This is a genomic window from Aestuariivirga sp. (assembly GCF_046294715.1).
Lineage (GTDB): Bacteria > Pseudomonadota > Alphaproteobacteria > Rhizobiales > Aestuariivirgaceae > Aestuariivirga.
The window spans coordinates 20,045-43,120 of sequence record NZ_JBKBKI010000021.1 but is presented as its reverse complement, the minus strand read 5'-3'; the positions used below and the strand labels follow the sequence as shown (position 1 = coordinate 43,120).

Genomic DNA, 23,076 nt, shown 5'->3' with positions numbered 1-23,076 from the left:
CTGCGATACAGCCTCAAGCAGCTCCTTTACGAGCACCGCCTCCCCCGGCCTCAAACGCCCCTGAGATTCGGAGGGCCACGAGATCGGATCAGCCTCGCTTCGAAGCTGCCATGGCGATGGCATTTAGCACCGATCCGGCGGCCCGGTGGGCCTGGCCCGACCCGCTGCAGTTCATCACAATATTCATACCGCTCGTGACGCTCTTCGGTGGCAAATCTCTTGACCACGGCTCCGCCTATATCATTGGTGATTTCTGTGGCGTTGCGCAGTGGCTGCCACCCGCCGTTCACCCTGATGACGAGGCGATTGGTGACCTCTTCGAAACGCACATGTCCCATCCGCGGCTTGCGGAAGTTCTCTTCCTGTTCGAACAAATGGCCGCATTTCATCCGAGTGAGCCGCACTGGTATCTTCCCCTCATCGGCGTTGATCCGCGGTTCCAGGGCCGCGGTTACGGAACCCTCCTCATGGAGGAAGGCCTTGCCGCCTGTGATCGTCATCGCCAGCTCGCGTACTTGGAAGCAACTAGCCCAGTGAACCGTTCGCTGTATGAGCGCCTTGGCTTTCGGGTGCTGGGGGAAATCCGTTCGGGCGATTCACCGCCGATGTTTCCGATGCTCCGTGAGCCTCGGTAGCTCCGACTGGCGTAGAGACGCCGACGTCGCAGATATCCAACCTGCAGAGGTTCTGCGTTTTTATCCCCTACGGTGAATGCTGCAGAGCAATCAGATCAAGTGCTTAAATGATTTGGCGCGCCCTGTGGGACAAAACTGATAACTGGCAGATCATTCTAAATCGCTGATTTCATTGATTGCGAGTCCAGAGGTCCGACCGGAGAACGTCAGCTTAGAAGTGCAATCGACCGTCAGGATTGTCTGCATCAAGCAAAACAAAGCCGGCACCCTTGGCCGGTCCCATTGCTTCGAGCCCTTCGACCAAATTCTTACCAGCATTCAAAAGGGCCTCGACCGGCATCGGCTCGAGACGCTCTAGCACGAACCAAAGTGAGGTCGATGCCTCTGTGATGCGGGTCCGCGTGCCCTGGCGCCAGTTCCAGCGTCGGCAGGTTACACCGCGCTTGTCGCGCCAGACTACCTCGCCCTTGTCTACCGTCTCCATCTTCGGCTGACCGTCGGCCGTCGTGTCGAAGCTCTCATCACCGGTGGCGCGCACCAACTGCGGCTGCCCCACATATGCCGAAGCGTCCTCACCGCCGACCGGGATGGCATACCGAATGCTGATCGCATTGTAGAGATCGACAACGGCATTGGTCTCGGGCACTCGGCCATCGCGTTCGCAGCGCTTCCGCAGGGCCTCCGCAGAACAGGGCGTACGCTGGGGCTTGGCACCGAAGGTCCGGTATGCATCACGCCAAGCAGCAAGGTGAGCATCATGCCAAGGCGCGGAAGCAAGATCGCCACAGGCTTGGGCCAGAAGGGCACCGCTAAAGTCAGTGCTGGCTGTGTTTGTCACCCCTTCCACGAAGATGCTCAGGGCCATGAAATCCGGCCGAAGTGCAAAAATCTCGGGTGCAATGTGGGGGCGAAATTCCATGTCTTACCTCTTTGGGTCTCCCGCGTTTCCTTGCACTCCCGGTTAAGACAGTCAATAAGATGACCAAAGTGGTCTGTGATATGCAGAGAATTGTGGTCTTGCAGCTCGAGGTAGTCGGAATTAGGCAATTAAAATGACCAAAGCGAAGGCCAGAAGCACGGAATCTACCCCTGCCAGCGACCAGGAGGCTGTACTCAGCGCCGCCCTCGGACGGCGGATCAGCGCCCTGCGGAAGGGACACGGCCTGAGTTTCGACGCCCTCGCCCACAAGGCCGGGGTGAGCAAGGGTACACTCGTCCAGATCGAACAGGGAGGAGCCAATCCCAGCATCTCGACGCTGTGCCGCCTTGCAGGCGCCATCGGCGTGTCCGTCTCTGATCTGGTTGCTCCGATCGAGGTGCCCGAGAGATCGCTGACGGTGGTGGGGCCAAGTGAGGTCCGAATCCTGTGGGCCGGTCCCTCCGGTGGATCGGCACTTCTGCTCGCCGGCACACCTGGACCCGACATGCTCGAGATCTGGACATGGGTGCTGATGCCGGGCGAGTGTTTTGAGGCCAGTGTTCATGGCCGCGGAACCCGCGAACTTATCCACGTAACGGAAGGAAGTGTTGCCCTCGAGGTCGACGGGCAGAGCAGTGTCGTCGCTGCCGGATCGACCGCGATCGCGCTGACCGACCGCCCTCACGCCTACCGTAATCCCGGCACTGTCCCGGTGCGCTTCACCATGGTCGTCCACGAACCCCCGGCCAGCAATTAGGTCCATCATGTATCAGCCGCCGCTTCATCGCGAAGACCGCATCGAGGTTCAGCAAGCCCTTATTGAAGACCACCCGTTCGGCCTTCTCATCTCGACAGGTCCGGAAGGGCTTCTCGCCAATGGCCTGCCGTTCATTCTCAAGCGCGATCAAGGCCAGTTCGGTTTGCTGAAGGCTCATATCGCCCGGGCCAACACCCAGTGGCAGAGCCTCGACAGGCAGCAGGTGCTTGTCGTCTTCCAGGGCCCGCTCTCCTATGTGAGCCCGTCCTTCTACGAGACGAAGAAAGAGACCGGCAAGGTCGTGCCGACTTGGAACTATGTCATGGTCCAGGCGCGCGGCATTGCGCGGGTCAATGACGACCCCTCGTGGCTCCACACCCAGATCAACGAAATCACGGACCACCAGGAAGCAGAGCGCGCGCATCCATGGGGCGTCGACGATGCTCCTGAGCGTTATATCCAGTCGCAACTCCGCGGAATCATCGGCATCGAAATCCCGATCGACGCCATTGAAGGCAAATGGAAGGTCAGCCAAAACCGGCCCGAAGCCGACAGGCGCGGCGTGGTGCAGGGGCTGGAAGAGGTCAATCCTGCCATGGCAGGCTTAGTGCGCGAGTTCGGAAAGCTCTGACCTCTTAGCAATAATAGCCAGTCATGAGATGACCGTCTGCCATCTGCGCCGACACCTGCTTACACCCCGAAGTACACTGCCCCCTCGGTCGAATGAGTGTTATCAGCTTTGTCCCGCACGGTAGACGGCAGATTCGATTTGAGTCAGAGGCTCAGCGAGTTGGCGCGCCCTACGGGAGTCGAACCCGTCTTTGCAACGTGAAAGGCTGCCGTCCTAACCGATAGACGAAGGGCGCCCGCGCCTTGGGGTGGGCGCTCTATAGGGGGGTTCGGGCGGCTTGGCAAGCCTCACGCGGGGCGGGCGGCGTCCTCGATGTGAAGGCAGGGGACACGGGCGCCGGACCAGTCGTCGATCGTCAGCCGGCCCGCGATGTGGAGCGGCATCTGCCTCTCCGAGAGCAGCAATTCGCCCAGCTCCGTGCCCATCGCCCGGAAGGCAACGCCCTTGAGGCGCTTGCCGTCGGAGGCGGCGAGCGTCACGCGCACGTGGTCGCCACCCGCCGGGTCGGCATAGAGCACGCGGTGCGCCGGAAAAGCGAAGACGGGCGATGGATGGGCCGTGCCATAGGGGCCTGCCTGCTCCAGGAGTTCGATCAGCTCCAGCGTGGCGCCCCCCGCCGAAAGAGCGGCGTCGATCGGCAGGGATCGATCCTGCGCGGCCAGCACCTGGTGGGAAAGCCTTTCCTCCAAAAAGCCGCGGAGATCGCCGAGCCGCTCCCTCAGCACGGTCAGGCCAGCAGCCATGGCATGGCCGCCGCCCTTTTCGATCAGCCCCGATTCGAAGGCCTCCCGCACCGCAGAGCCGAGGTCCACGCCCGCAATGGAACGGCCGGAGCCCGAGGCGAGGCGGCCCTCCCTGTCCTCCGCCAGGACGAAGCTCGGAAGGTTGAAGCGCTCCTTGAGCCGCGCCGCCGCGAGCCCCACCACCCCGGGATGCCAGCCCCGGGCAGAGACGACGAGCACCGTGGCGCGCCGCTCCCGGCCCACCATGTTCTCGGCCTGAACCATGGCCTGGTCGACGACGGCGAGCTCGATCTCCTGGCGCTCGCGGTTCAGCCTCTCGAGCTCCTGCGCGATCTGCGCGGCCTCGCCCTTGTCCTCGGTGGTGAGAAGCCGGAGCGCCAGCGCCGCATTGCCGATGCGGCCTGCCGCGTTGATGCGCGGGCCCAGGAGATAGCCCAGCGCGTAAGGATCAGGCCGGCGCTTCAGCCGCGCCACGTCGGCGAGGCAGGCGAGGCCCACGTTCTCTCGCCGCGCCATGATCTTGAGCCCCTGCGTGACATAGGCCCGGTTCAACCCCTTCAGCGGCACCACGTCGCACACCGTGGCGAGGCTCACGAGCTCCAGCCACTGCAGCATGTTGGGCTCGGGCCGCGCGGGTCCGTACCAGCCCTTCTGCCGCAGCATGCGGTTCACCGCCGCGATGAAGATCATGGTCACGCCGGCCGCACAGAGATAGCCGAGGCCCGAGACGTCGTCCTGGCGGTTCGGGTTGATCACCGCGTGTGCCTCGGGGAGGATCTCGCCCGCCTGGTGATGGTCGACGATGATGGTGGCGAGGCCGAGTTCGGCGGCGCGCGCCAGCGGGTCATGAGCCATGACGCCGCAATCGAGCGTCACCAGGATCTGGGAACCCTGCGCCTTCAGCTGCTCCACGGCGCGCTCGGAAGGGCCATAGCCTTCGGTCAGGCGGTCGGGGATGTGAACGCTGCAGGAGGAGCCCACGGCGCGCAGGAACAGGCTCAGCATCGCGGCGGAGGAGACGCCGTCCACGTCGTAATCCGCGATGACGCCGATCTTCTCGCCCCCGACGATGGCCTCCGCCAGCCGTGCTGCGCCCTTCTCCATGTCCCTCAGCGCGGAGGGCTGCGGCATCAGCGTTCGGATCGTCGGGTTGAGGAAGGCCTCCGCCTCCTCGAGCCCCACGCCGCGCGCCGCCAGGACGCGGCCCACGATCTCCGGCAGTTCGTGGCGCTGGGAAATTGCCTCGGCGACGCGCTGGTCCTCGAGGCGCGCCTTCCAGCGTCGGCCGAGCACCGAGCGCTCGACGTCGAGGAAGGCGCGAGGTCTCGTCTCCGTGGTCAAAGCCTCTCGATCCGGATCATGCGCGGGCGGCCGGCCACGTGGCCGTCCTTCTCGATGCGCTCGAGTGCGGCGCGCATCCGGGTCTCCACCGTGTCATGGGTGATGAGGATGAAGGGCGCGGTGGCGCGGGGGGCGTCCTTTTCCGTCTTGCCGCGCTGGAAGATGCTCTCGATCGAGATCTTCTCCTCCGCCAGGATGCTGGCCACCGCCGCCACGGCGCCGGGCTTGTCGAGGAGCGTGAGCGACACGTAGAAGCCGCCTTCATGCGCCTTCGGCGGGGCCGGCATATAGGGCCGAAGGCTCTTCGCGGGAATGCCGAAGGCGGGGCGGAAGTTGCCGCGGGCGATGTCCACGACATCCGAGAGCACGGCCGATGCGGTCGGGTGGGCGCCGGCGCCGCGGCCTTCGAGCATGAGATCGCCCACGAAATCGCCCTTCACGACGACGGCGTTGAAAACGCCATCCGTATCCGCCGCCGGCGAGCCCTTGGGAATGAGCGTGGGGTGCACGCGCTGCTCGATTCCGTGCTCCGTCGAGACCGCCACGCCGAGAAGCTTGATCTTGTAGCCCATCTCCCCCGCCTGGCGGATGTCGTCGAGGGTGATCTGCTCGATGCCCTCGATGTCGATGGCCTTGAGGTTCACCTCGGTGCCGAAGGCGAGCGAAGTCAGAACCGCAAGCTTGTGCGCCGTGTCGAAGCCGCCCACGTCGAAGGTGGGGTCCGCCTCGGCATAGCCAAGCTGCTGGGCCTCCTTCAGAATGTCGGCGAAGCTCCGGCCTTCGTTCGCCATCTTGGTCAGGATGTAGTTGCAGGTGCCGTTCATGATGCCGAACAGCTTGCCGAGGCGGTTGCCGGCGAGGCCTTCGCGAATCGTCTTGACGATGGGGATGCCACCCGCCACGGCAGCTTCGAAATTGAGGGCGACGCCCTTCTCCTCCGCCAGCCGGGCGAGCGCCGAGCCATGGTGCGCCAGCAGCGCCTTGTTGGCGGTGATCACGTGCTTTCCGGCCCTGAGAGCCGTCTCGACGGCGGATTTCGCCGGATCCCCCTCCCCGCCCATGAGTTCCACGAAGACGTCGACGTTCGGATCGGCAGCGAGCTTCACCGGGTCCTCGTGCCAGGCGAAGCGGGAAAGATCATGGCCCCGGTCCTTGCCCCTGCTCCGCGCGGAGACCGAGGTAACCTCGACGGGCCGCCCGGCCCGCGCCGCGATGAGCTCCGCATGCCGCGCCATGATGTCCAGCACCCCGCCGCCCACCGTTCCCAGCCCCGCAATCCCCAGCCGCAACGCCTGTTTCATGTCTCACATCCTCGATTGCGGCGTCTTATGGCGGGAGACGGGCGGGATGGCAAGGCGGCCCGCCGCCGCTGACGGCAAGCGAAGCTCAGTCCACTGCGGCTTGCGGAGGGTCTTCTACACAGGCACGGATTTCTGCATCCAGTCGGGGCCGCGATAGTCGAAGTCGAGGAAGCGATCGGTCACCCCGAACGCGTTCGAATCGGCAGCCTCCGTGGATTTCCATATGGTGATCCGATCGATCCCCCTCTGGCACATGTCCCGGTAGAGGCTCGTCTTCACGTAGTCCACATAACCTGCGTTCGCCAGCGGACGGGTGAGATAGCCCTTCTGGAATCCACAAAGGAGCAGCCGGAAAGAGCTCGGGTTCAGGAACATGTAGTGGAAGACAGCCTGCGTCACCTGCGGGTAATTTGGCGTGAAGAAGTCGTCGAGCACGACGATCCCGTCATCGCTGAGCAAGTCGTCCGCCAGTCGCAAGTCCACGTCCACGTCCTGTGCGGAGTGCCGGCCGTCGATGTGAATCCAGCGGAAGCTCGAGAGCATGTTGCGGTATTCGGAGTGCTTGCGGAGGTGCCGCGAAATGCCGCGGAAAACGTCTACCTTCGCATTTGGCCGGGTCCTGCGGATGTGGGAGAGGGCTTCCTTCAAGTCGAGGGGATCGACCAGCAGCTGGATGTCGTTCGGTTGCGCGTGGATAACCGAAAGGAGGGCGGACTTGCCCTTCCAGACACCGATCTCCAGCAGGTTGCCGGAAACGCCGGCCGACCTCTGGTAAGTCAGCAAACAGTCCCAGATCGCCGCCGCCTCGTCGGTGAACCAACCCTCGACCGGCCGGGCTGCCTCCCGGAACGTCTTGTAAGCCTCACTCATTCGAATCTCTCATGCGCAATCCGTGGTCTGCGGATCATACAACCCTCGGTGACACTGTCCATCGATGCTTCCGCACCTGCCCCGCCCAGCGCCTGAGGGGCGGAGAACGCTCCAGCCTACATCGCTCACAGACGGGCCTGAGCCAAGGCCGAACCGCCGCAACCACCCCCTCCTCATTACCAATTTGCCTTTCGTTGCGGGACATTTACAGTTCCGCCATATTCGCCGTTCAAGAGCAGGCCATGTCCGAGAAGCCGCAGGTTCCCGCCCAGTACACGCTCGCCGACCCGGTGCAGTTCGCGCAGAACATGGCGAAGGTCTTCGAGCAGGCCGCCGAGATCGCCCGGATGGTGGCGGAGCGGCCGCAGCCGGTGCTGCAGGAGGCGGAAACGCAGCTCACCCCCATGGAGCAGGTGTCGAAGACGCTGGGTGCGGTGGCGCAGTCCTACATGAGCGATCCGCAGAAGCTCATGGACGCCCAGATGCAGCTGTGGAATTCCTACACCCAGCTCTGGCAGAACGCCTGGGCCAAGGTTCTGGGCCAGCAGACGGCGCCGGTGGCCGAGCCCGCCCGCTCCGACAAGCGCTTCAAGGACAAGGACTGGCAGGAACACACCGTCTTCGATTTCCTGAAACAGTTCTACCTCATCTCCGCCAACTGGGCGCAGGACATGGTGAAGAACGCCGAGGGCGTGGACGAGCACACGCGGCACAAGGCGAAATTCTACGTGGAGCAGATCGCCAACGCGCTCTCGCCCTCCAATTTCGCGCTCACCAATCCGGAGGTGCTGCGCACCACGCTCGCCACCAACGGCGCCAACCTGATCGAGGGGCTGAAGCACCTGCAGGAAGACATGCGCACGCCGGACGGGCGCCTTCGCATCAAGCAGACGGACATGACGGCCTTCGAGATCGGCCGCAACATCGCCACCACGCCGGGCAAGGTGGTATTCCGGAACGAGACCTTCGAACTCATCCAGTATTCGCCCACCCAGGCCGAGACCTACGCCTATCCCCTCGTCATCTTCCCGCCGTGGATCAACAAGTTCTACATCCTCGACCTCAATGCGAAGAAATCCTTCGTGAAATGGGCGGTGGACCAGGGCCTCACCGTGTTCATCGTCTCCTGGGTGAACGCCGACGAGAAGCAGGCGCGCAAGAGCTTCTCGGACTACATGCGCGAGGGCTTCCTCGAGGCGATCCAGGCGGCGCAGGACGCGACGGGAGCGGAGAAGGTGAACGTCATCGGCTACTGCATCGGCGGCACCTTGACCGCCGCCTCGCTCGGCTGGATGGCGGCGCGCAATGACGACCGCGTCAATTCCGCCACATTCTTCACCACCCAGGTCGATTTTGAGAAGGCGGGAGACCTGCTCGTCTATGTCGACGAGGAACAGGTGAAGTGGATCGAAGGCCGCATGAAGGACAAGGGCTACCTTCCCGGAACGCGCATGGCGGACGCCTTCAACCTGCTGCGCTCGAACGACCTGATCTGGTCCTACGTCGTCAACAACTACATGCTCGGCAAGGAGCCGATGCCCTTCGATCTCCTGTACTGGAATGCCGATTCGACGCGCATGCCGGCGGGCGTGCACTCCTTCTATCTCCGCGAATGCTACATGGCGAACAAGCTTTCGCAGGGCAAGATGGTGCTCGACAACGTGCGGATCGACCTCAAGAAGGTGAAGATGCCCGTCTATAACCTCGCCGCACGGGAGGATCACATCGCGCCGCTGGCCTCGGTCTTTCGCGTCGGGCGCTATTTCGGCGGGCCGACGCGGCTCGTCGTCTCGGGCTCGGGCCACATCGCGGGCGTGGTCAATCCGCCGGACGCCAACAAGTACCAGTACTGGACCAACGAGAAATGGGCCCCCACGCTCGAGGAATGGCTGAGCGGCGCCACCGAGCATCCCGGCTCATGGTGGCCGGACTGGGCGAAGTGGATTGCCGACAAGTCGGGCCAGAAGGTGCCCGCGCCGACGCCCGGCAGCGGCAAGCTCAAGGTGATCGAGGATGCGCCGGGCTCCTATGTGCGGGTAAAGGCGGAATGATGAGACCGATTCCCGCACTGCTCGCGCTTTTCATCCTGGCCGGTCCCGCCTTCGCCCAGAGCGAGGCGGAGAAGATCGCCGAGGGAAGGCGCCTGGCCGAGATCAACTGCGCGCGCTGCCACAGCATCGAGGCGGAGGGCGAGAGCCCGCTCACCGATGCCACGCCCTTCCGCGACATCGCCCTCAATTACGACGAGATGGAACTGGTGGACGGCTTTATGGAAGGGCTTGCGGTGCGCCACCCGCTGATGCCCGACTGGGAGGTGACGGAGCCACAGGCCGAGGCGCTCGCCGCCTTCGTGATGAGCCTCGGTCCCGGCGCCAAGGCCGCGAGCGATGCGGCGATCCAGGGTTTCCAGCTGCTGCGGGCCAACTGCGCGCGCTGCCATGCCATCGACGAGGCCAGCCTCTCTGCCGAAGCGAAGGCTCCAGCCTTCCGCGACGTGGTGAAACGCTACGCGCCCGAGGCGCTGGAAGAGGCACTCGCCGAGGGCATCGTGACGGGCCATGAGGAAATGCCCGACCTTTCCTTCGAGCCCGAGCAGGTGGCGGCGATCATCGCCTATCTGGACACGCTCAAGACGCCCTGAGCGGAGGCATCGGGCCGCCGCTCTCCCGCCGGAGCGAAGCGCCTGAGGATCGGCTCCTCGAGAAAGCGGTAGCTCGCATAGGCCAGCAGCACGGTAAGCGCCAGGCCGGCGAGATGCAGACCCGTCGCAACCGCGATGCTGTCGAGCTGGAAGTCGGTGCGCCCCTCGGCATCGACCGTGACCTCAACGTGGAACACGAAGCGCAGCACCTGCCGGAACACCCACCACACCGTCGTGTGGATCATGTAGATGCCGTAGCTCACCGTGCCGAGAAACACGAGCCATGGGTGCTCGAGCATGCGGAGCATCACGGCATCGCCGTGGCAGCGGTTGAGGCTCAGGATCAGCGCCGCGGCAAGCACCGGGAAGAAGAGAAGCAGCGCGTTCGAGGCCTCTGCGGCGTGCGACACGAAGACGACCAGCAATAAAGCGAGCAACACCGGAAGGAGGCTGCCGCCCTTGCTGTGCCGCGCGAGGAAGCGCGCCTCGAACTCCTGCGCGATGGCGCCGATGAAGAACGCGTAGATGCAGCGGTAGATGCCGAAGCTCGTCGTCGACATGCGATGCTCGAGGAGCACCGTGGCGGACCATGCCACCAGCATCAGGATGACGAAATGGCGCCACGGCGACCTCCGCCCGAACGACACGAGCAGAGCGGCAAACAGGATATAGGTGTAGAACTCGGCAGAGAGCGACCAGGACACCTGGTTCCAGGTCAGTTGCTCGTTGAACAGCGCCTGGGCCAGGAACAGGTTCTGGACGAAGGAAGAGAGATCATTCGTAACGAATGCCGGCTGGGTCTGGGCGCCGGTCCGCCCGACGAACATGAACTTCGCGATCTCGAGGCCGACAAACACCAGCAGCATCACGACGTGCAGCGGATAGAGCCGGAAGAACCGCTTCTTCTGGAAGCTCACGGCCGAGCTCCACCCATGCAGCCGGTCGGCATAGGAGAGGCTGATCACGTAGCCGGACAGGACGAAGAAGAAGTCCACCATCAACCAGGCTTCGCCGGTGAAGGGAACGTCCAGCAAGGAGCCGATCTCGAAATGATAGACGGCCACCGAAAGGGCCGCGATGCCGCGGAGCGATTCGAGGTGGTTCTTCTTCGTGGTCATCGCCCGCCCGGTTCAGCGCATTGCACATCCTCTGATAGAGTGATTTTCCGAATTTTCGGTGAAGGGCGAGGCGCTCAGGGCTGGTCGCGGTCGAGTTCGGCGCTGCCGCCAGCCTTCCAGCGCTCCAGCCGGTCTCCCCGGCCGCCGCGCGCCCCGCCGAAGTCGTCGCGCAGCAGGACGGCGGCGAGCACCGTCACCTGGGCAAATGAGATGCCGAAGCTCAGAGCCATGACGAGAAGCGCCACCAGCTTGCTGTCGGAGCGCATCAGCAGTCCGCCGAGGCCGCCGGTGTCGGTGAGGAGCAACAGCACCATGAACAGCCAGCCGGATGCCATGCCGATGAGCGACCACTTGATCAGGAAACGGATGAGCGGCGGCATGGCTTCTCGATATCCCCTGCACCTCCGCGGTGCAATGCAGAGACGGGTGAAAGGCCACGCCGGTTCCTCGACGGGCCGCGTGGCGATCTGCCGCTCCGCCCATGAAAAAGGGCCCCGCTTCGGGGGCCCTTCATGAAAGTCGCTGGCGTCGGGATTAGCGCTTCGAGAACTGGAAGCTGCGGCGCGCCTTCGGGTGGCCGTACTTCTTGCGCTCCACCATGCGGGGGTCGCGGGTGAGGAAGCCGGCCTTCTTCAGGGCCGCGCGCAGCTCGGGCTCGAAAAAGGTGAGGGCGCGGGCGAGGCCGTGGCGGACGGCACCGGCCTGGCCGGAGAGGCCGCCGCCGGCCACCGTGCACTCGATGTCGAGCTCGGTGGCGCGGTTCGCCGTCACCAGCGGCTGCTGCACCAGCATGCGCAGCACGGAGCGGGCGAAATAGGTCTCGATCGGCTTGCCGTTGACCGTGATCTTGCCCTTGCCGCGCTTCACCCAGACGCGCGAGGTGGCGTCCTTGCGGCGGCCCGTGGCATAGGCGCGGCCCTGGGCGTCGAGCCGGGGCTTGACGGGAGCGGCCTGTTCGGCGGCCGCGTTCCCCGTGGCGGAGGCCATTCCCATGGCCTGGCCGAGATCTGCGAGGGATTTGCGTTCAGCCATGATCAGCCTCTCACCGCATTCTTGGGATTCAGGGATTTGACGTCGAGCTTCTGGGGGTTCTGGGCCTCGTGCGGATGCTCGGAGCCCTTGTAGATGCGCAGGTGCGTCATCTGCTGGCGCTTCAGCGGTCCGCCCGGCAGCATGCGCTTGACGGCGAGCTCGAGAACGCGCTCGGGGTGCTTGCCGTCGAGGATCTTGCCGGCATTGCGCTCCTTGATGCCGCCCGGATAGCCCGTGTGGTGGAAGTAGCTCTTCTGCTCGCGCTTCCTGCCGGTGAAGTGGATCTTCTCGGCATTGATGACGACGACGTGGTCGCCGCAGTCCATGTGGGGCGTGAAGGTCGGCTTGTGCTTGCCGCGCAGGCGGTTGGCGATGATGGCGGCGGCACGGCCGACGACGAGGCCCTCCGCATCGATCAGCACCCAGCCCTTCACGATGTCCTTGGCTTTCGCCGAATAGGTTGTCATCCGCTTGTCTCTGGTGTTACGGGTCAAAGATCAAAGGGTGCAGAAGCTCATGCCCCGCACCCCGCTCAATGTCGGGCCGTTTACGTGCCGGGCCACCGCATGTCAAGAGAAACCCGCCTGAATCGCGGCGTTCTTCGCCGTGGTAACATGATACCGCAGCCCGGACGGTGGGCATCAATTGGTCCTTTTCCCGCACCATGCCATGGCCTAGACTCGCCTGAGCAGGGAACAGCCATGACAGCTCGCAGCACACTGACCTTCCTGGCACTTTCGGCAGCGCTTTGGGCGCCCGCCGGTGCCGAGGCCTCCCAGCGCCTGGCGCAGGGGGCCACGCCGCTCGAGATCCCGGCGGCGCCCGGTGCTGCGAGCCCCACGCCGCAGGCCACGCCCCCGGCACCCACACCCTTCGCCACGCCCGCGGCACCCGCCGGCGAGGACGGCGAGATGCAGGAAGAACCGGGCGATGTTCCCCCCGACGAGGAACTGAGCCTGGGCGAAATTCCCGCCATCGAGACGATCGAGCTGACGCCCGACCTCGCCAAGCGCGCGCTCGACAGCTACATCGCCGCCAAGGACAAATACGCCAACTCGGACCTCGACCAGTACGAGAACCTGCAGGACTTCGTCGACCAGACCGAGGATGGCAAGGCGTTCGAGGCCGATGTCAGGGCCGCGGGCTTTGCCAACGTGTCGGACTGGAACCTCGCCGTCACCACGCTGGGCCTCACCTATGGCAGCATCATCGACGACCAGACCGCCGACCTCCAGCAGCAGATCAAGGAGGTCGAGGAGGACACCGAGCTCGCGCAGGACATCAAGGACCGCATGGTGAAGGCGCTGAAGGCGCTGATCCCCTCCGAGAACAACAAGGCGGTCATCGAAGGGCTGATGGCCGATCCGGTCTATGGCGAGAAGCTCAAGCAGCTCGACATCGAGGAAGAATGAGCCCGCCCCTCCTCCCCTCGCTCGAGGGCGGCGTATTGCGCCTCACCCTCAACGATCCCGGCTCGCGGAACAGCCTTTCCGAGGCGATGATGGCCGCATTGCAGGAAGCGCTCGACGGCGCGGCGGGCGACCGCGCCGTGCGGGTGATCGTCATCGCGGCGCTCGGCCCCGCCTTCTGTTCCGGCCATAACCTCAAGGAGATCTCCGCGCGCCGTGCCGATCCCGACAGGGGAGCAGCCTATTTCGCCGGGCTGTTCGACAGCTGCGCGCGGCTGATGCTGTCGATCGTGAAGCACCCGAAGCCCGTCATCGCCGAGGTGGCGGGGCTCGCCAGCGCGGCGGGCTGCCAGCTCGTCGCCAGCTGCGATCTCGCCGTCGCCGCCGCGGGCGCGCGCTTCTGCACGCCGGGCGTCAACATCGGGCTCTTCTGCTCGACGCCCATGGTGGCGCTGTCGCGCAACGTGGCACCCAAGCATGCGATGGAGATGCTGCTCACCGGCGACGTGTTCAGTGCGGAGGAAGCGCTGCGCATGGGCCTCGTCAACCGCGTGGTGGCGGAGAACGCGCTTTCCGAAACCGTCTCTCAGCTCGCGGCGAAGATCGCATCGAAGTCCATGGTGACGCTCAGGACCGGCAAGGAGGCCTTCTACCGCCAGCTCGACCTGCCGCTCGATGAGGCCTACGCCCACACGGCGCGCGTGATGACGGAAAACCTGCTGCAACGCGACGCCGAGGAAGGGATCGCCGCCTTCATCGGCAAGCGCCCGCCACAGTGGAGCGACGAGCCGTGAAGCCGCGCATCAACCTCGTGACGCTGGGCGTTGCTGACGTCGCCGCCTCGCGCGCCTTCTACCAGCGCCTCGGCTTCGTGGCCTCGCCGGCGGGAAGCGATGAAGTCGCCTTCTTCGATGCCAATGGCGCCGTGCTGGCGATCTTCGGCCATGACGCGCTGGCGGAGGACGCGCATGCCGGGCACCACGCGCAGCCCTCCTTCCGAGGCGTGAGCCTGGCGTGGAACGTCGCCTCCGAGGTGGAGGTCGACGAGATCATGGCGCATGCGGTGGCCTGCGGCGCAAGCCTCGTGAAACCGCCACAGAAAGTGTTCTGGGGCGGTTATTCGGGCTACTTCGCCGACCTCGACGGCCATCTCTGGGAGGTGGCCTTCAACCCGTTCTTTCCGCTCTCCCCGGAGGGCCGCATCGCGCTGCCATGACTGCTGCCATGAATCACGACTCCTATTCCGCCGACTATATCCGCGACATCCTGCAATCGGTGAAGACGATTGCGCTCGTCGGCGCCTCGGCCAACTCCGTGCGCCCGTCCTACTTCGTCATGAAATACCTGCTCGACAAGGGCTACGAGGTGATCCCGGTCAACCCCGGGCTCGCCGGCCAGCAGCTCCTGGGGCAGACGGTCTATGCCTCCCTGAAGGACATTCCGAAACCCATCGACATGGTGGACGTCTTCCGCAATTCCGAGGCTGCGGGCCCGGTCACGGATGAGGCGCTGTCGCTCGATCCGAAGCCCGGGGTGATCTGGATGCAGCTCTCGGTGCGCAACGACGAGGCCGCGGCAAAGGCGGAGGCGCAAGGCCTGCGCGTGGTGATGAACCGCTGCCCGAAGATGGAGTATGGCAAGCTTTCCGGCGAATGGGCGTGGGTGGGCGGCAATTCCGGCATCATCTCGTCCAGGAAGCAGGCGATGCACGAAAGCGGCAAGATGCAGAGCCTGGGGCTGGGGCCGCGCAAGGGTTATTGACACAGCGCAATGTGCGGCCCGCACGCCGGCTACATGCTGAGGCATCATTCAGGAGTGTCAGGCATGGGCGCCAATGAACGTTCGCGTTACGACGGTGTCGCGATGATCATCCACTGGGTGACGGCGGCACTGATGATCTTCATGGTCCTCTTCGGCGAGGAATTGATGGAGGCGGGCGAAGAGGCGGAAGAAGCCGGCGAGGCGCTGGCGGGCGCCTTCGGGCCGTCGCTGCATGTGAGCCTCGGCGCGGCGGTCCTCGCCCTCACGCTTCTCCGCATCCTGTGGCGGCTCGGCCATCGGGCGCCGCCCCATCCTGCCGGCATGAAGCGCTGGGAGGTGGGCCTGTCCCACGCGGTGCACGGCCTGTTCTACCTGCTGCTGATCGGCGTCCCGCTGGCGGGCTGGCTCGCCTTCGGGGAGTTCGCGAGGGAGGAGCCCGCGATGGCTGCGATACGCGTGTTCGGCGCGGTTCCCCTGCCCGCTTCCCCGGCCACCGGGGAATGGGCGAAGGAGGTGCATGAAATCGGCAGCAACCTCGCCATGCTGCTGATCGGGCTCCATGTCCTTGCCGCGCTCAAGCACCAGTTCATCGACCGCGACGGCATCATGGGCCGCATGCTGCCCGGCTGAGAAACGCTCGATTGTCGTTTCCGGCGGAGCGGGATAAGGTCCCGCTCCGGCAAGAAAACGGGAGACGACAATGGCCGAGAGAACACCGGGCTTCGATACGCTGGCGCTGCACGCGGGGACTGCGCCCGACCCCTCCACCGGGGCGCGGATCACGCCCATCTACCAGACCACCGCCTATGTCTTCAACGACGTGCAGCACGCGGCCGACCTCTTCGCGCTCCGGGCCTTCGGCAACATCTACACACGCATCATGAACCCCACGCAGGGGGCGCTCGAGGGAAAGGTCACCGCGCTCGAGGGCGGAACCGCGTCGCTCGCCGTGGCCTCGGGCCATGCGGCACAGATGCTCGCCTTCCATACCATCATGCAGCCGGGCGACGAGTTCGTGGCCTCGCGCCAGCTCTATGGCGGCTCGATCAACCAGTTCGCCCACTCCTTCAAGTCCTTCGGCTGGCACGTGGTGTGGGCGGATTCCGATGAGCCATCCACCATCGAGAAGGCGCTCTCGCCCAAGACCAAGGCGATCTTCGTCGAATCGATCGCCAACCCCGGCGGCCGCATCACCGATCTCGCCGCGGTCGCCAAGATCGCGCAGAGCGCCGGCGTGCCGCTGATCGTCGACAACACGCTGGCCACGCCCTATCTCTGCCGGCCGATCGAGCACGGCGCCAACATCGTCATCCACTCGCTGACCAAGTTCATGGGCGGTCACGGCAATTCGATGGGCGGCGTGATCGTGGATGCTGGCAATTTCGACTGGTCGAAGTCCGGCCGCTATCCCCTCCTCTCGGAGCCCAACGCCTCCTATCACGGGCTCAGGCTGCACGAGACCTTCGGCAACATCGCCTTCGCCATCGCGGCGCGCGTGCTGGGCCTTCGCGACCTCGGTCCCGCCATCGCGCCCCTCAACGCCTTCCTCATCCTCACCGGCATGGAAACGCTGGGGCTTCGCATGCAGCGCCATTGCGACAATGCGCTCAAGGTGGCGCAGTGGCTGAAGAAGCACCCGAACGTCTCCTGGGTGAACTATGCGGGCCTCCCGGACGACAAGTATCATTCGCTCCACCAGAAATACTGCCCGAAGGGTGCGGGATCGGTCTTCACCTTCGGCCTCAAGGGGGGCTACGACGCGGGCGTGAAGGCGGTGTCCTCGGTGAAGCTCCTGTCGCATCTCGCCAATCTCGGCGACACGCGCTCGCTCATTATCCACCCGGCCTCGACCACGCACAGCCAGCTCACGGCGGACCAGTTGAAGCTCGCGGGCGCCACGCCGGACGTGGTGCGCCTGTCGATCGGCATCGAGGACGTCGAGGACATCATCGCCGATCTCGACCAGGCGATCTCCTGAGGAACCGCAACGTCATCGGACATGGCCGGGAGCGATCCCGGCCATTTCTGTTTTCCACTGAAGAGTCAGGCGCGGACGGGCTTCAGCGCGACCCGCGCGGTGAAGAGTTCGCCATGGAGGTTCCACACCGCCGCCGCCAGGACGAGCAGCGCGCCGGCCTGGTGCGCGAGGCCCAGCCACAGCGGCACCGCCCACAGCAGCGTCCAGATTCCGAGGGCCACCTGCAGGAGCACGGCGGCCAGCAGACGAAGGCCGGCACGGCTCTGGACCACATAGGCATAGGCGGCCGCGAGCACGGCGATCACATAGGCAAGCAGACGGTGGTTGAACTGCACCGTCATGGCGTTCTCGAAGGCGTTGCGCCACCACGGCTCAACGGCGAGGAGGCCGTCCGGCACCAGCGCGCCATCCATCAGCGGCCAGGTGTTGTAGCCGAAGCCGGCGTCGAGGCCCGCGACGAAGCCGCCCGCCGCCACCTGGAGCACGACCAGCGCCACGAGGAGCAGCGCCATCCATTGCCGCCCCGTGGCGGGCGCGGATCGGCTGCGGCCCAGGCCATAGGCCACCCACAGTATGGCACCGAAGATCGCGGTGGCGAGCGTCAGGTGGGCGGCGAGGCGATATTGGCTCACATCCACCCGGTCGACGAGGCCGGAGGCCACCATGTACCAGCCGAGCGCACCCTGAAGCCCGCCCAGCACGAAGAGCGCGCCGCAGCGCAGTGCCGTCTTCACCGTCAGGGCCCCGGTCGCGGCGAAATAGGCGAAGGGCAGGAAGAAGGCGAGGCCGATGAGGCGGCCAAGGAAGCGGTGCGCCCATTCCCACCAATAGATGAACTTGAACTCCGCGAGGCTCATGCCCTTGTTGACGAGCTGGTATTCCGGAATCTGCCGGTACTTCTCGAAGGCCTCGAGCCAGTGCGCCTCGGTGAAGGGCGGGATGGCGCCGAGCAGCGGCTGCCATTCGGTGATCGAAAGGCCGCTGTCAGTGAGCCGCGTGGCGCCGCCGACGATCACCATGAGGAAGACGAGGGCGGCGACGGCATAGAGCCACGCCTTCACATAGGGCAGCGTGGAGGCCTGCCGGGGGTTCAGGGTTTCGGCTGTCATGGCCAGCGGAATACGGTCCGGAGCCTTGCCGGTTCAAGTGATGAAGCGCCGCAGCGGGCGGGCCTTGCGGGGGCCCTCCAGCCACCCTAATCAGGCCCCATGAGGCAGCGCACCCGCAAGGCGGTCGGCACCCTGGCCGTGATCGCGTTCATCATCGCCTATGCCCTCGTCATGATGGCGGTGGGGGCGAGCTGGCCGTGGGCCGCGGCATCGCGGTGGAACTCGGCTTCTACGCCGTGGCGGGCCTGCTCTGGCTCCCCGCGGTGATGGCCATCATCCGCTGGATGGTGCGGCCGGACGCCGCCTAGGCCACGTTCAGGGCCCTGAAGCCGTTGAAAAGCGCGAAGGGAACACCCGTCAGCAGCGTGTCGAGGTAGCGGAGCTTCTGGTAGTCGCCGGCGAGCGAGAAGCGCGGCAGCGCCGTCAGGTGCTCCCTGTGGGCGGGATACAGCAGGCCCTTTCGGGTGGTGACGGCAGTGGTGAAGCCGGCGGCCCGCGCCAGCTCGAAGTCGCGCGGGCCCGCCGAGGTCTCCTCGCCGTAGGGAAAGGCGAAATGCCGCGGCCTCCTTCCGGTCTCGGCCTCGATGCGGTCCGCCGACCCGACGATCTCGTCGACTGCCTCGTCGGCCGGCAGCGACTTGAGGTTGACGTGGTGGATGGTGTGGGCGCCGATGGTGCAGAGAGGGTCTGCCGCGATGACGCGGATCTCGTCCCAGCCCATGGCCACCGCGCGGCAGACGGCGTCGAGGTCCACGCCGTGAGCCTCGCAGAATGCGCGGATCCAGCGGCGCTGGGCGTGATGCTCCATGGCGCGCACCGGCCAGTAGAGCTGCTTCCAGGCCTGCAGCTTTCCCGCAAGCCCGGTGCAGGAAAGGCGGAAGCCCTGCCCGGCGATCTCGCCCTCCACCGTCTCGCTGCGCGCGATCGCCTGTTCCAGGCCCAGCCACCAGAGCTCGCAATTGCCGTCGGCGATGGCGGGCGCAACGTAGATCGCGAAGGGGCAGCCGTGTCGCGCGAAGACCGGCCGCGCGTGCTCGAGATTGTCGCGGTAGCCATCGTCCAGCGTGAAGCAGGCGAAGGGCCGCCCCTCCTCCCCTTCCTCCAGGCGGCGGGCTGCCTCATCGAGGCTCACGAGGTCCCAGCCGAGCGCCCTCACCCGGGAGATCGCCGCGTCGAGGAACTCGGGCGTCACCTCGAGCCCGGCATTGGGCGTGAAGCCGCCCGGGCGAGGGCTCCAGGGCCGCACATGATGCAGCATGAAAATTGCTCCGCAGCCGGCGTAAAGCGGCCGCAAGGCCGCCGCCGTTCCGGAATAGTACAGAAGATCGAGACCCGTCTTGAAAACCGCTACGCTCGCCACGGCGCTCACCCGAAGAGTTGGCGACAAGGCCGCAGACTACGCCGCTCACCCTAAACGAACGGTTGCGGCGGAAGGCGGGGGTGCGGCTGCGGCGCCGCAAACCATTGCGGTGCCGGATGGCGAGGCCTTCCCCGTCCTCACGCTCGAGATCCACCGCGATCTGGAGACGCTCCTTCCCATCTGGCAGGGCTTCGAGCAGGAGGCGCACGCCACGCTGTTCCAGAACAGCCTCTGGTGCCGGGCCTGGCTCGAGACGGCGGGCGCCCGGCTCGGGGCGCGGCCGGTTATCGTGGCGGGCCGGGCGGCAGGCCGGCTCTGCTTCCTCCTGCCGCTGCAGACCAGGCCGCGGCAGGGCCTGCGCGTTCTCGAATGGCTGGGGAGCCCCAACCACAATTACGGCTACCCTCTTCTCGCGCACGGCTTCGCTGCCCAGGCGGGCGAATGGTTCGCCGCGCATTGGCACCTCCTCCTCGATGCCGCCGGCGGGTTCGACGCCGTCGCCCTCACCGCCAACCCGGCAGAGATGTTCGGCAGGCCGCACCCACTCGCAGGCTGGCGGACGCTCTCGGGCGCCGACCCCTCCTTCGCGCTGGCCCTGGAGCCGGAGTTCGAAACGCTGCTGCACCGCAAGTTCGGCAACAGCCTCAGCAGGCAGAGGCGGCGCAAGGAGGCTCGCCTGGCCCAGCTCGTCGACACCTCGTTCGGTCTTCCAGCCAACCGCGAAGAAGCGCACACCCTGCTCGACACGCTGTTCGCCCAGCACGCGCAGCGGCTGTCCGAGCGCGGCGTGCCGCCCGCCTTCGGGCCGGACGAGAAGCGCTTCTTCCACCGCATCCTGGACCTGCAGGACGAGGCAGCGCCCCTGCTCCACCTCTATCGGCTGACGCTCGACGGAGCGGTGGTCGCCATGTTGGCGGGCGGCGTGCAGGCGGGCACCTTCTGGGCGCTGATGACGTCGCTGGCTCCAGGGCACATGCGACGCTTCTCGCCCGGAGACATGGTGCTGCGGCGGACGATCGAAGCCTGCTGCGAGCGCGGCATCGCCAGGTACGATTTCTCGCCGGGCGACTTTTCCTACAAGCGCCGCTGGGCGAACGAGGCGACGGAGAGCTTCGCCATCCTCGCCGCTGCCAATCTGCGCGGGCTGCTGTGGGCATCGGCGATGCTTCTCGCCCTTCAGGCCAAGCGGCGGATCAAGCGGACACCCGTTCTGTACCGGGCTGCGCAGCGGCTGCGGCTGTGGCTGTTCCGGCGCCCTTGAGCGCCCGGGGGGGAGCGCCGACGATCACCGGGTCCGCTGCGATGACACCGCCCTCGCGCAGCGTGGCGACGACCGCTTCCGCCTCGCGCGCCCGCTCCGGGGCGGCGATCAGCAGCACCGCTTCGCAGACGGTGAGGGCGTAGGGGCTTTCCTCGGTGGCCGGGCCGAGATGGACAACCACGTGCTCGTAGGTCTTCGTGAGGGAGGAGAACACACCCTCCAGCCTCTCGAACAGCAGCGTGCGGGCGCGCGGAGAGTGATCCGCGCCATGGCTCAGGAGATGGAGGGACGATTTCGCATCGCGCCGGATCACGCCGGTGAAATCGGCGGCTCCCGTCACCAGATCGCTGATGCCGCGCGCCGCGGCGGCGCCGCACAGCTCCCCGATGACGTCATCCTCCGCCGACAGGTCGACGAGGATGACGCGCCGCGCGCTGCGGGTCAGCTGTCGCGCGATCGCCAGGGCGGCGACAGCGCTCTCGCGCCCGGCGCTGCCGAGCGGCATCACGCCGAGGCGGCCCACGCCTGCGTCGCGGCGCAGGTCTTCCGCCCATGCGGCGGCGAGGCCTGCCGGTGCGGCCACCTCCGGCAGCTCGAAGACGCCCTCGAGCGCCGCCTCCGCGGGCAGGCGCGGAAAGGAAGCCGGCGGTTGCCTGCCCGGCACGTGAGCCGCGGCCGCGCGCTCCGGTTCCCGGAAAAGCACCGGCTCGGCGCCCGTTCCTCCGGCAAGGTCCGCGCGGGGCGGCTGGCGCGTCGCAGCGGCCATCAGTTCAAGCGCGAAGGCGAGGCAGATGCCGAGGGTAAACCCGGCGAGCGTCATGAGCAGCACCATGGGGCCCGGCTGCGGGAAGGAGGGCACGGCGGGCGGGCTCGCCTTCTGGATGACGACGCCCATCCCGGGCTGGGCCGTAAGGTCCTGCCTGGCGCTTGCCTCGGCATAGCGGCTCAGCATGGCTTCGAGCAGCGCCCGGTCGGCGGCGGCCTCGCGCTCCAACGCCTTCAGCTTCACGTCGTCGAGATTGGCGTCGGTTTCCTCGCGCTTCAGCGAATCGAGCCTTTGCTCGAGCGAGAGCTGCCGGGCCTCGGCCACCTGCACCTGCTCGTCGAGGCTCGCCGCGATGTTCTGCGCCTCGGCGCGGATCTGACGGTCGATACCGGCGATCTCGTTTCGCACCGCGATCATCTTGGGGTGGTTCGGAAGATAGGTGACGGAAAGTTCCGAGGCGCGGCGGGTCGCATCGCTGCGCTGTTCCTTGAGGCGCTGCACGGCGGGGGAGTTCAGCACGTCGGTGGCCTCGTCGATGGCGCCGCGCTGCTCCAGCATGGCGCGAAGCGCCTCTGCCCGGGCACGCGCCTCGAGGCTTGCCGCCCGGGCCACGGTGATCTGCGAATTGAGCTCGGAGATCTCCTGCTCGCCCAGCCTCGCGCCCTGCCCCTTGAGAAGCCCCGCCGCGGCGCGGAATGTTTCGACCTCCTGCTCCGTCTGCGCGAGTTTCCGCCGCAGGAGTTCGATCTGGTCGGACAGCCACTGGCGGGCGCGCTCTGTCGGCTGCACCTGCGCCTCGCGCGTCCAGGTCACGTAGGTGTCGGCCAGGGTGTTGGCGATCGATGCGGCGGTTCGCGGGTCGGCGGCCTGGACCTCGATGCCGATCACGTTCGACTGCGGGAACTGGTAGACGTTCAGCGAAGCCCCGAAGGCCTCGAGCGCGCGCTGCGCCGGAGTCTTGCGGGACGGGTCCGCGGCGAAGCCCAGTGCCACCTTGAGCCGGGATGCGGGCGACAGTCTTTCCGGCAGCTTGCCGAAGCCTTCCTTCTCCTCCAGCGCGAGTGCCGCCACCACGCGGCGGCCGAGATCGTCCGAGCGCATGACGTTGATCTGGCTCGCCACCACCCGGTCGTCCACCGCGCCGCCGCCGTCGCCGTCCTGTGCCTGCACCCGGTCGAAGCGGGTCTCCTGGTCCTGGATCAGCACCTGCGAGAGTGCGGTGTAGACCGGCGCCGACAGGGTGACGATGGCCAGCCCGGCCGCCATGGCAAGCAGGCCGCAGCCGAACACCAGCAGCCGCCGCCGCAGCATGTTGCGGAACACGTCCGTCACCTCGATGGCGGGCGGCATCGAGGAAGAGCCATGAAGACCGGTGCGGGACATCGCGTTTGCACGTTTCAAGAGAATTTTCCGACGAAGTCACCATCTCCGGTCATGGTAATCA

Annotated in this window: 24 protein-coding genes and 1 tRNA gene; 13 read left to right on the top strand and 12 right to left on the bottom strand. The window is 66.1% G+C overall.

The window, feature by feature from the left end; genetic code table 11:
* Positions 1–110: 110 nt before the first annotated feature.
* Positions 111–635: a GNAT family N-acetyltransferase gene (locus tag ACK4HL_RS14125; RefSeq protein WP_409761396.1), complete on the top strand. Its 525-nt coding sequence runs from the start codon at positions 111–113 to the stop codon at positions 633–635.
* A gap of 211 nt (positions 636–846) precedes the next feature.
* On the opposite strand, the gene ACK4HL_RS14120 is transcribed toward ACK4HL_RS14125, so the two are convergent.
* A complete protein-coding gene (locus tag ACK4HL_RS14120) occupies positions 847–1,554 on the bottom strand; it encodes a B3/4 domain-containing protein (protein WP_409761394.1) in 708 nt (235 codons plus the stop codon).
* Between the two features lie 133 nt (positions 1,555–1,687).
* Between ACK4HL_RS14120 and ACK4HL_RS14115 the strand changes: the two genes are divergently transcribed.
* Together ACK4HL_RS14115 and ACK4HL_RS14110 are read left to right on the top strand one after the other, a co-directional pair.
* The gene (locus ACK4HL_RS14115) at positions 1,688–2,311 is read left to right on the top strand and encodes a helix-turn-helix domain-containing protein (RefSeq protein ID WP_409761392.1); all 624 of its coding nucleotides are present in this window, start codon (positions 1,688–1,690) and stop codon (positions 2,309–2,311) included.
* A 7-nt stretch (positions 2,312–2,318) separates the two neighbouring features.
* Entirely contained in the window at positions 2,319–2,942 is a 624-nt protein-coding gene (locus ACK4HL_RS14110; RefSeq protein ID WP_409761390.1) for an FMN-binding negative transcriptional regulator, read from the top strand.
* 160 nt (positions 2,943–3,102) lie between these two features.
* Here ACK4HL_RS14110 and ACK4HL_RS14105 read toward each other — a convergent pair.
* From ACK4HL_RS14105 to ACK4HL_RS14090, 4 genes are all read right to left on the bottom strand, one after another.
* Positions 3,103–3,177: transfer RNA gene (locus ACK4HL_RS14105), tRNA-Glu, on the bottom strand.
* A gap of 52 nt (positions 3,178–3,229) precedes the next feature.
* Complete coding sequence (gene recJ / locus ACK4HL_RS14100) at positions 3,230–5,026, bottom strand: single-stranded-DNA-specific exonuclease RecJ (protein ID WP_409761388.1); 1,797 nt, start codon at positions 5,024–5,026, stop codon at positions 3,230–3,232.
* Positions 5,023–6,327 (bottom strand): homoserine dehydrogenase, encoded by a 1,305-nt coding sequence (locus ACK4HL_RS14095; RefSeq protein WP_409761386.1) that lies wholly within the window; start codon positions 6,325–6,327, stop codon positions 5,023–5,025. Before ACK4HL_RS14095 ends, recJ begins: the two co-directional genes overlap by 4 nt.
* A gap of 114 nt (positions 6,328–6,441) precedes the next feature.
* Positions 6,442–7,197, bottom strand: a complete 756-nt coding sequence (locus ACK4HL_RS14090; RefSeq protein ID WP_409761384.1) for a class I SAM-dependent methyltransferase — start codon at positions 7,195–7,197, stop codon at positions 6,442–6,444.
* 242 nt (positions 7,198–7,439) lie between these two features.
* Here ACK4HL_RS14090 and ACK4HL_RS14085 point away from each other — a divergent pair, with 242 nt between their 5' ends.
* Positions 7,440–9,248, top strand: a complete 1,809-nt coding sequence (locus tag ACK4HL_RS14085) for a PHA/PHB synthase family protein (RefSeq protein ID WP_409761382.1) — start codon at positions 7,440–7,442, stop codon at positions 9,246–9,248.
* Complete coding sequence (locus ACK4HL_RS14080; protein ID WP_409761380.1) at positions 9,245–9,838, top strand: c-type cytochrome; 594 nt, start codon at positions 9,245–9,247, stop codon at positions 9,836–9,838. Before ACK4HL_RS14085 ends, ACK4HL_RS14080 begins: the two co-directional genes overlap by 4 nt.
* Here the strand turns inward: ACK4HL_RS14080 and ACK4HL_RS14075 are convergent.
* The 4 genes from ACK4HL_RS14075 to rplM form a co-directional block, all read right to left on the bottom strand.
* The gene (locus tag ACK4HL_RS14075) at positions 9,811–10,956 is read right to left on the bottom strand and encodes an acyltransferase family protein (RefSeq protein ID WP_409761378.1); all 1,146 of its coding nucleotides are present in this window, start codon (positions 10,954–10,956) and stop codon (positions 9,811–9,813) included. The genes ACK4HL_RS14080 and ACK4HL_RS14075 overlap by 28 nt on opposite strands.
* A 74-nt stretch (positions 10,957–11,030) precedes the next feature.
* Positions 11,031–11,336, bottom strand: a complete 306-nt coding sequence (locus tag ACK4HL_RS14070) for a hypothetical protein (protein WP_409761376.1) — start codon at positions 11,334–11,336, stop codon at positions 11,031–11,033.
* 154 nt (positions 11,337–11,490) lie between these two features.
* Complete coding sequence (gene rpsI, locus ACK4HL_RS14065) at positions 11,491–11,988, bottom strand: 30S ribosomal protein S9 (RefSeq protein WP_409761374.1); 498 nt, start codon at positions 11,986–11,988, stop codon at positions 11,491–11,493.
* Between the two features lie 2 nt (positions 11,989–11,990).
* Complete coding sequence (gene rplM / locus ACK4HL_RS14060; protein WP_409761372.1) at positions 11,991–12,455, bottom strand: 50S ribosomal protein L13; 465 nt, start codon at positions 12,453–12,455, stop codon at positions 11,991–11,993.
* 234 nt (positions 12,456–12,689) lie between these two features.
* Here rplM and ACK4HL_RS14055 point away from each other — a divergent pair, with 234 nt between their 5' ends.
* The 6 genes from ACK4HL_RS14055 (at position 12,690) to ACK4HL_RS14030 (ending at position 17,136) form a co-directional block, all read left to right on the top strand.
* The gene (locus ACK4HL_RS14055) at positions 12,690–13,400 is read left to right on the top strand and encodes a hypothetical protein (RefSeq protein ID WP_409761370.1); all 711 of its coding nucleotides are present in this window, start codon (positions 12,690–12,692) and stop codon (positions 13,398–13,400) included.
* The gene (locus ACK4HL_RS14050) at positions 13,397–14,191 is read left to right on the top strand and encodes an enoyl-CoA hydratase (RefSeq protein WP_409761368.1); all 795 of its coding nucleotides are present in this window, start codon (positions 13,397–13,399) and stop codon (positions 14,189–14,191) included. The genes ACK4HL_RS14055 and ACK4HL_RS14050 overlap by 4 nt, the downstream gene beginning before the upstream one ends.
* Entirely contained in the window at positions 14,188–14,613 is a 426-nt protein-coding gene (locus tag ACK4HL_RS14045; protein ID WP_409761366.1) for a VOC family protein, read from the top strand. The genes ACK4HL_RS14050 and ACK4HL_RS14045 overlap by 4 nt, the downstream gene beginning before the upstream one ends.
* A gap of 8 nt (positions 14,614–14,621) precedes the next feature.
* Positions 14,622–15,158 (top strand): CoA-binding protein, encoded by a 537-nt coding sequence (locus ACK4HL_RS14040; protein WP_409761440.1) that lies wholly within the window; start codon positions 14,622–14,624, stop codon positions 15,156–15,158.
* Positions 15,159–15,221: 63 nt separating this feature from the next.
* Positions 15,222–15,788, top strand: a complete 567-nt coding sequence (locus ACK4HL_RS14035) for a cytochrome b (protein WP_409761364.1) — start codon at positions 15,222–15,224, stop codon at positions 15,786–15,788.
* 70 nt (positions 15,789–15,858) lie between these two features.
* On the top strand, positions 15,859–17,136 hold the full coding sequence (locus ACK4HL_RS14030) for an O-acetylhomoserine aminocarboxypropyltransferase (protein ID WP_409761362.1): 1,278 nt from the start codon (positions 15,859–15,861) through the stop codon (positions 17,134–17,136).
* Between the two features lie 65 nt (positions 17,137–17,201).
* Here the strand turns inward: ACK4HL_RS14030 and ACK4HL_RS14025 are convergent, their stop codons facing one another.
* A complete protein-coding gene (locus ACK4HL_RS14025) occupies positions 17,202–18,245 on the bottom strand; it encodes a COX15/CtaA family protein (protein WP_409761360.1) in 1,044 nt (347 codons plus the stop codon).
* Between the two features lie 197 nt (positions 18,246–18,442).
* Between ACK4HL_RS14025 and ACK4HL_RS14020 the strand changes: the two genes are divergently transcribed.
* Entirely contained in the window at positions 18,443–18,553 is a 111-nt protein-coding gene (locus ACK4HL_RS14020; RefSeq protein WP_409761358.1) for a DUF2842 domain-containing protein, read from the top strand.
* Here the strand turns inward: ACK4HL_RS14020 and ACK4HL_RS14015 are convergent.
* Positions 18,550–19,605: a polysaccharide deacetylase family protein gene (locus ACK4HL_RS14015; RefSeq protein ID WP_409761356.1), complete on the bottom strand. Its 1,056-nt coding sequence runs from the start codon at positions 19,603–19,605 to the stop codon at positions 18,550–18,552. The two genes, ACK4HL_RS14020 and ACK4HL_RS14015, sit on opposite strands and share 4 nt — an antisense overlap.
* Between ACK4HL_RS14015 and ACK4HL_RS14010 the strand changes: the two genes are divergently transcribed.
* Entirely contained in the window at positions 19,583–20,866 is a 1,284-nt protein-coding gene (locus ACK4HL_RS14010) for a GNAT family N-acetyltransferase (RefSeq protein ID WP_409761354.1), read from the top strand. The genes ACK4HL_RS14015 and ACK4HL_RS14010 overlap by 23 nt on opposite strands.
* Here the strand turns inward: ACK4HL_RS14010 and ACK4HL_RS14005 are convergent.
* Entirely contained in the window at positions 20,799–23,015 is a 2,217-nt protein-coding gene (locus ACK4HL_RS14005) for a GumC family protein (RefSeq protein WP_409761352.1), read from the bottom strand. The genes ACK4HL_RS14010 and ACK4HL_RS14005 overlap by 68 nt on opposite strands.
* Positions 23,016–23,076 lie beyond the last annotated feature (61 nt).

Bases quoted from the DNA above. Each gene is read 5' to 3' on its own strand.
- ACK4HL_RS14005 (WP_409761352.1), bottom strand. From the start codon at position 23,015: ATGTCCCGCACCGGTCTTCATGGCTCTTCCTCGATGCCGCCCGCCATC.
- ACK4HL_RS14115 (WP_409761392.1), top strand. From the start codon at position 1,688: ATGACCAAAGCGAAGGCCAGAAGCACGGAATCTACCCCTGCCAGCGAC.
- rplM (WP_409761372.1), bottom strand. From the start codon at position 12,455: ATGACAACCTATTCGGCGAAAGCCAAGGACATCGTGAAGGGCTGGGTG.
- ACK4HL_RS14120 (WP_409761394.1), bottom strand. From the start codon at position 1,554: ATGGAATTTCGCCCCCACATTGCACCCGAGATTTTTGCACTTCGGCCG.
- ACK4HL_RS14075 (WP_409761378.1), bottom strand. From the start codon at position 10,956: ATGACCACGAAGAAGAACCACCTCGAATCGCTCCGCGGCATCGCGGCC.
- ACK4HL_RS14110 (WP_409761390.1), top strand. From the start codon at position 2,319: ATGTATCAGCCGCCGCTTCATCGCGAAGACCGCATCGAGGTTCAGCAA.
- ACK4HL_RS14080 (WP_409761380.1), top strand. From the start codon at position 9,245: ATGATGAGACCGATTCCCGCACTGCTCGCGCTTTTCATCCTGGCCGGT.
- ACK4HL_RS14030 (WP_409761362.1), top strand. From the start codon at position 15,859: ATGGCCGAGAGAACACCGGGCTTCGATACGCTGGCGCTGCACGCGGGG.
- ACK4HL_RS14025 (WP_409761360.1), bottom strand. From the start codon at position 18,245: ATGACAGCCGAAACCCTGAACCCCCGGCAGGCCTCCACGCTGCCCTAT.
- ACK4HL_RS14095 (WP_409761386.1), bottom strand. From the start codon at position 6,327: ATGAAACAGGCGTTGCGGCTGGGGATTGCGGGGCTGGGAACGGTGGGC.
- ACK4HL_RS14035 (WP_409761364.1), top strand. From the start codon at position 15,222: ATGGGCGCCAATGAACGTTCGCGTTACGACGGTGTCGCGATGATCATC.
- ACK4HL_RS14125 (WP_409761396.1), top strand. From the start codon at position 111: ATGGCGATGGCATTTAGCACCGATCCGGCGGCCCGGTGGGCCTGGCCC.
- ACK4HL_RS14090 (WP_409761384.1), bottom strand. From the start codon at position 7,197: ATGAGTGAGGCTTACAAGACGTTCCGGGAGGCAGCCCGGCCGGTCGAG.
- ACK4HL_RS14040 (WP_409761440.1), top strand. From the start codon at position 14,622: ATGAATCACGACTCCTATTCCGCCGACTATATCCGCGACATCCTGCAA.
- ACK4HL_RS14070 (WP_409761376.1), bottom strand. From the start codon at position 11,336: ATGCCGCCGCTCATCCGTTTCCTGATCAAGTGGTCGCTCATCGGCATG.
- rpsI (WP_409761374.1), bottom strand. From the start codon at position 11,988: ATGGCTGAACGCAAATCCCTCGCAGATCTCGGCCAGGCCATGGGAATG.
- ACK4HL_RS14055 (WP_409761370.1), top strand. From the start codon at position 12,690: ATGACAGCTCGCAGCACACTGACCTTCCTGGCACTTTCGGCAGCGCTT.
- ACK4HL_RS14085 (WP_409761382.1), top strand. From the start codon at position 7,440: ATGTCCGAGAAGCCGCAGGTTCCCGCCCAGTACACGCTCGCCGACCCG.
- ACK4HL_RS14050 (WP_409761368.1), top strand. From the start codon at position 13,397: ATGAGCCCGCCCCTCCTCCCCTCGCTCGAGGGCGGCGTATTGCGCCTC.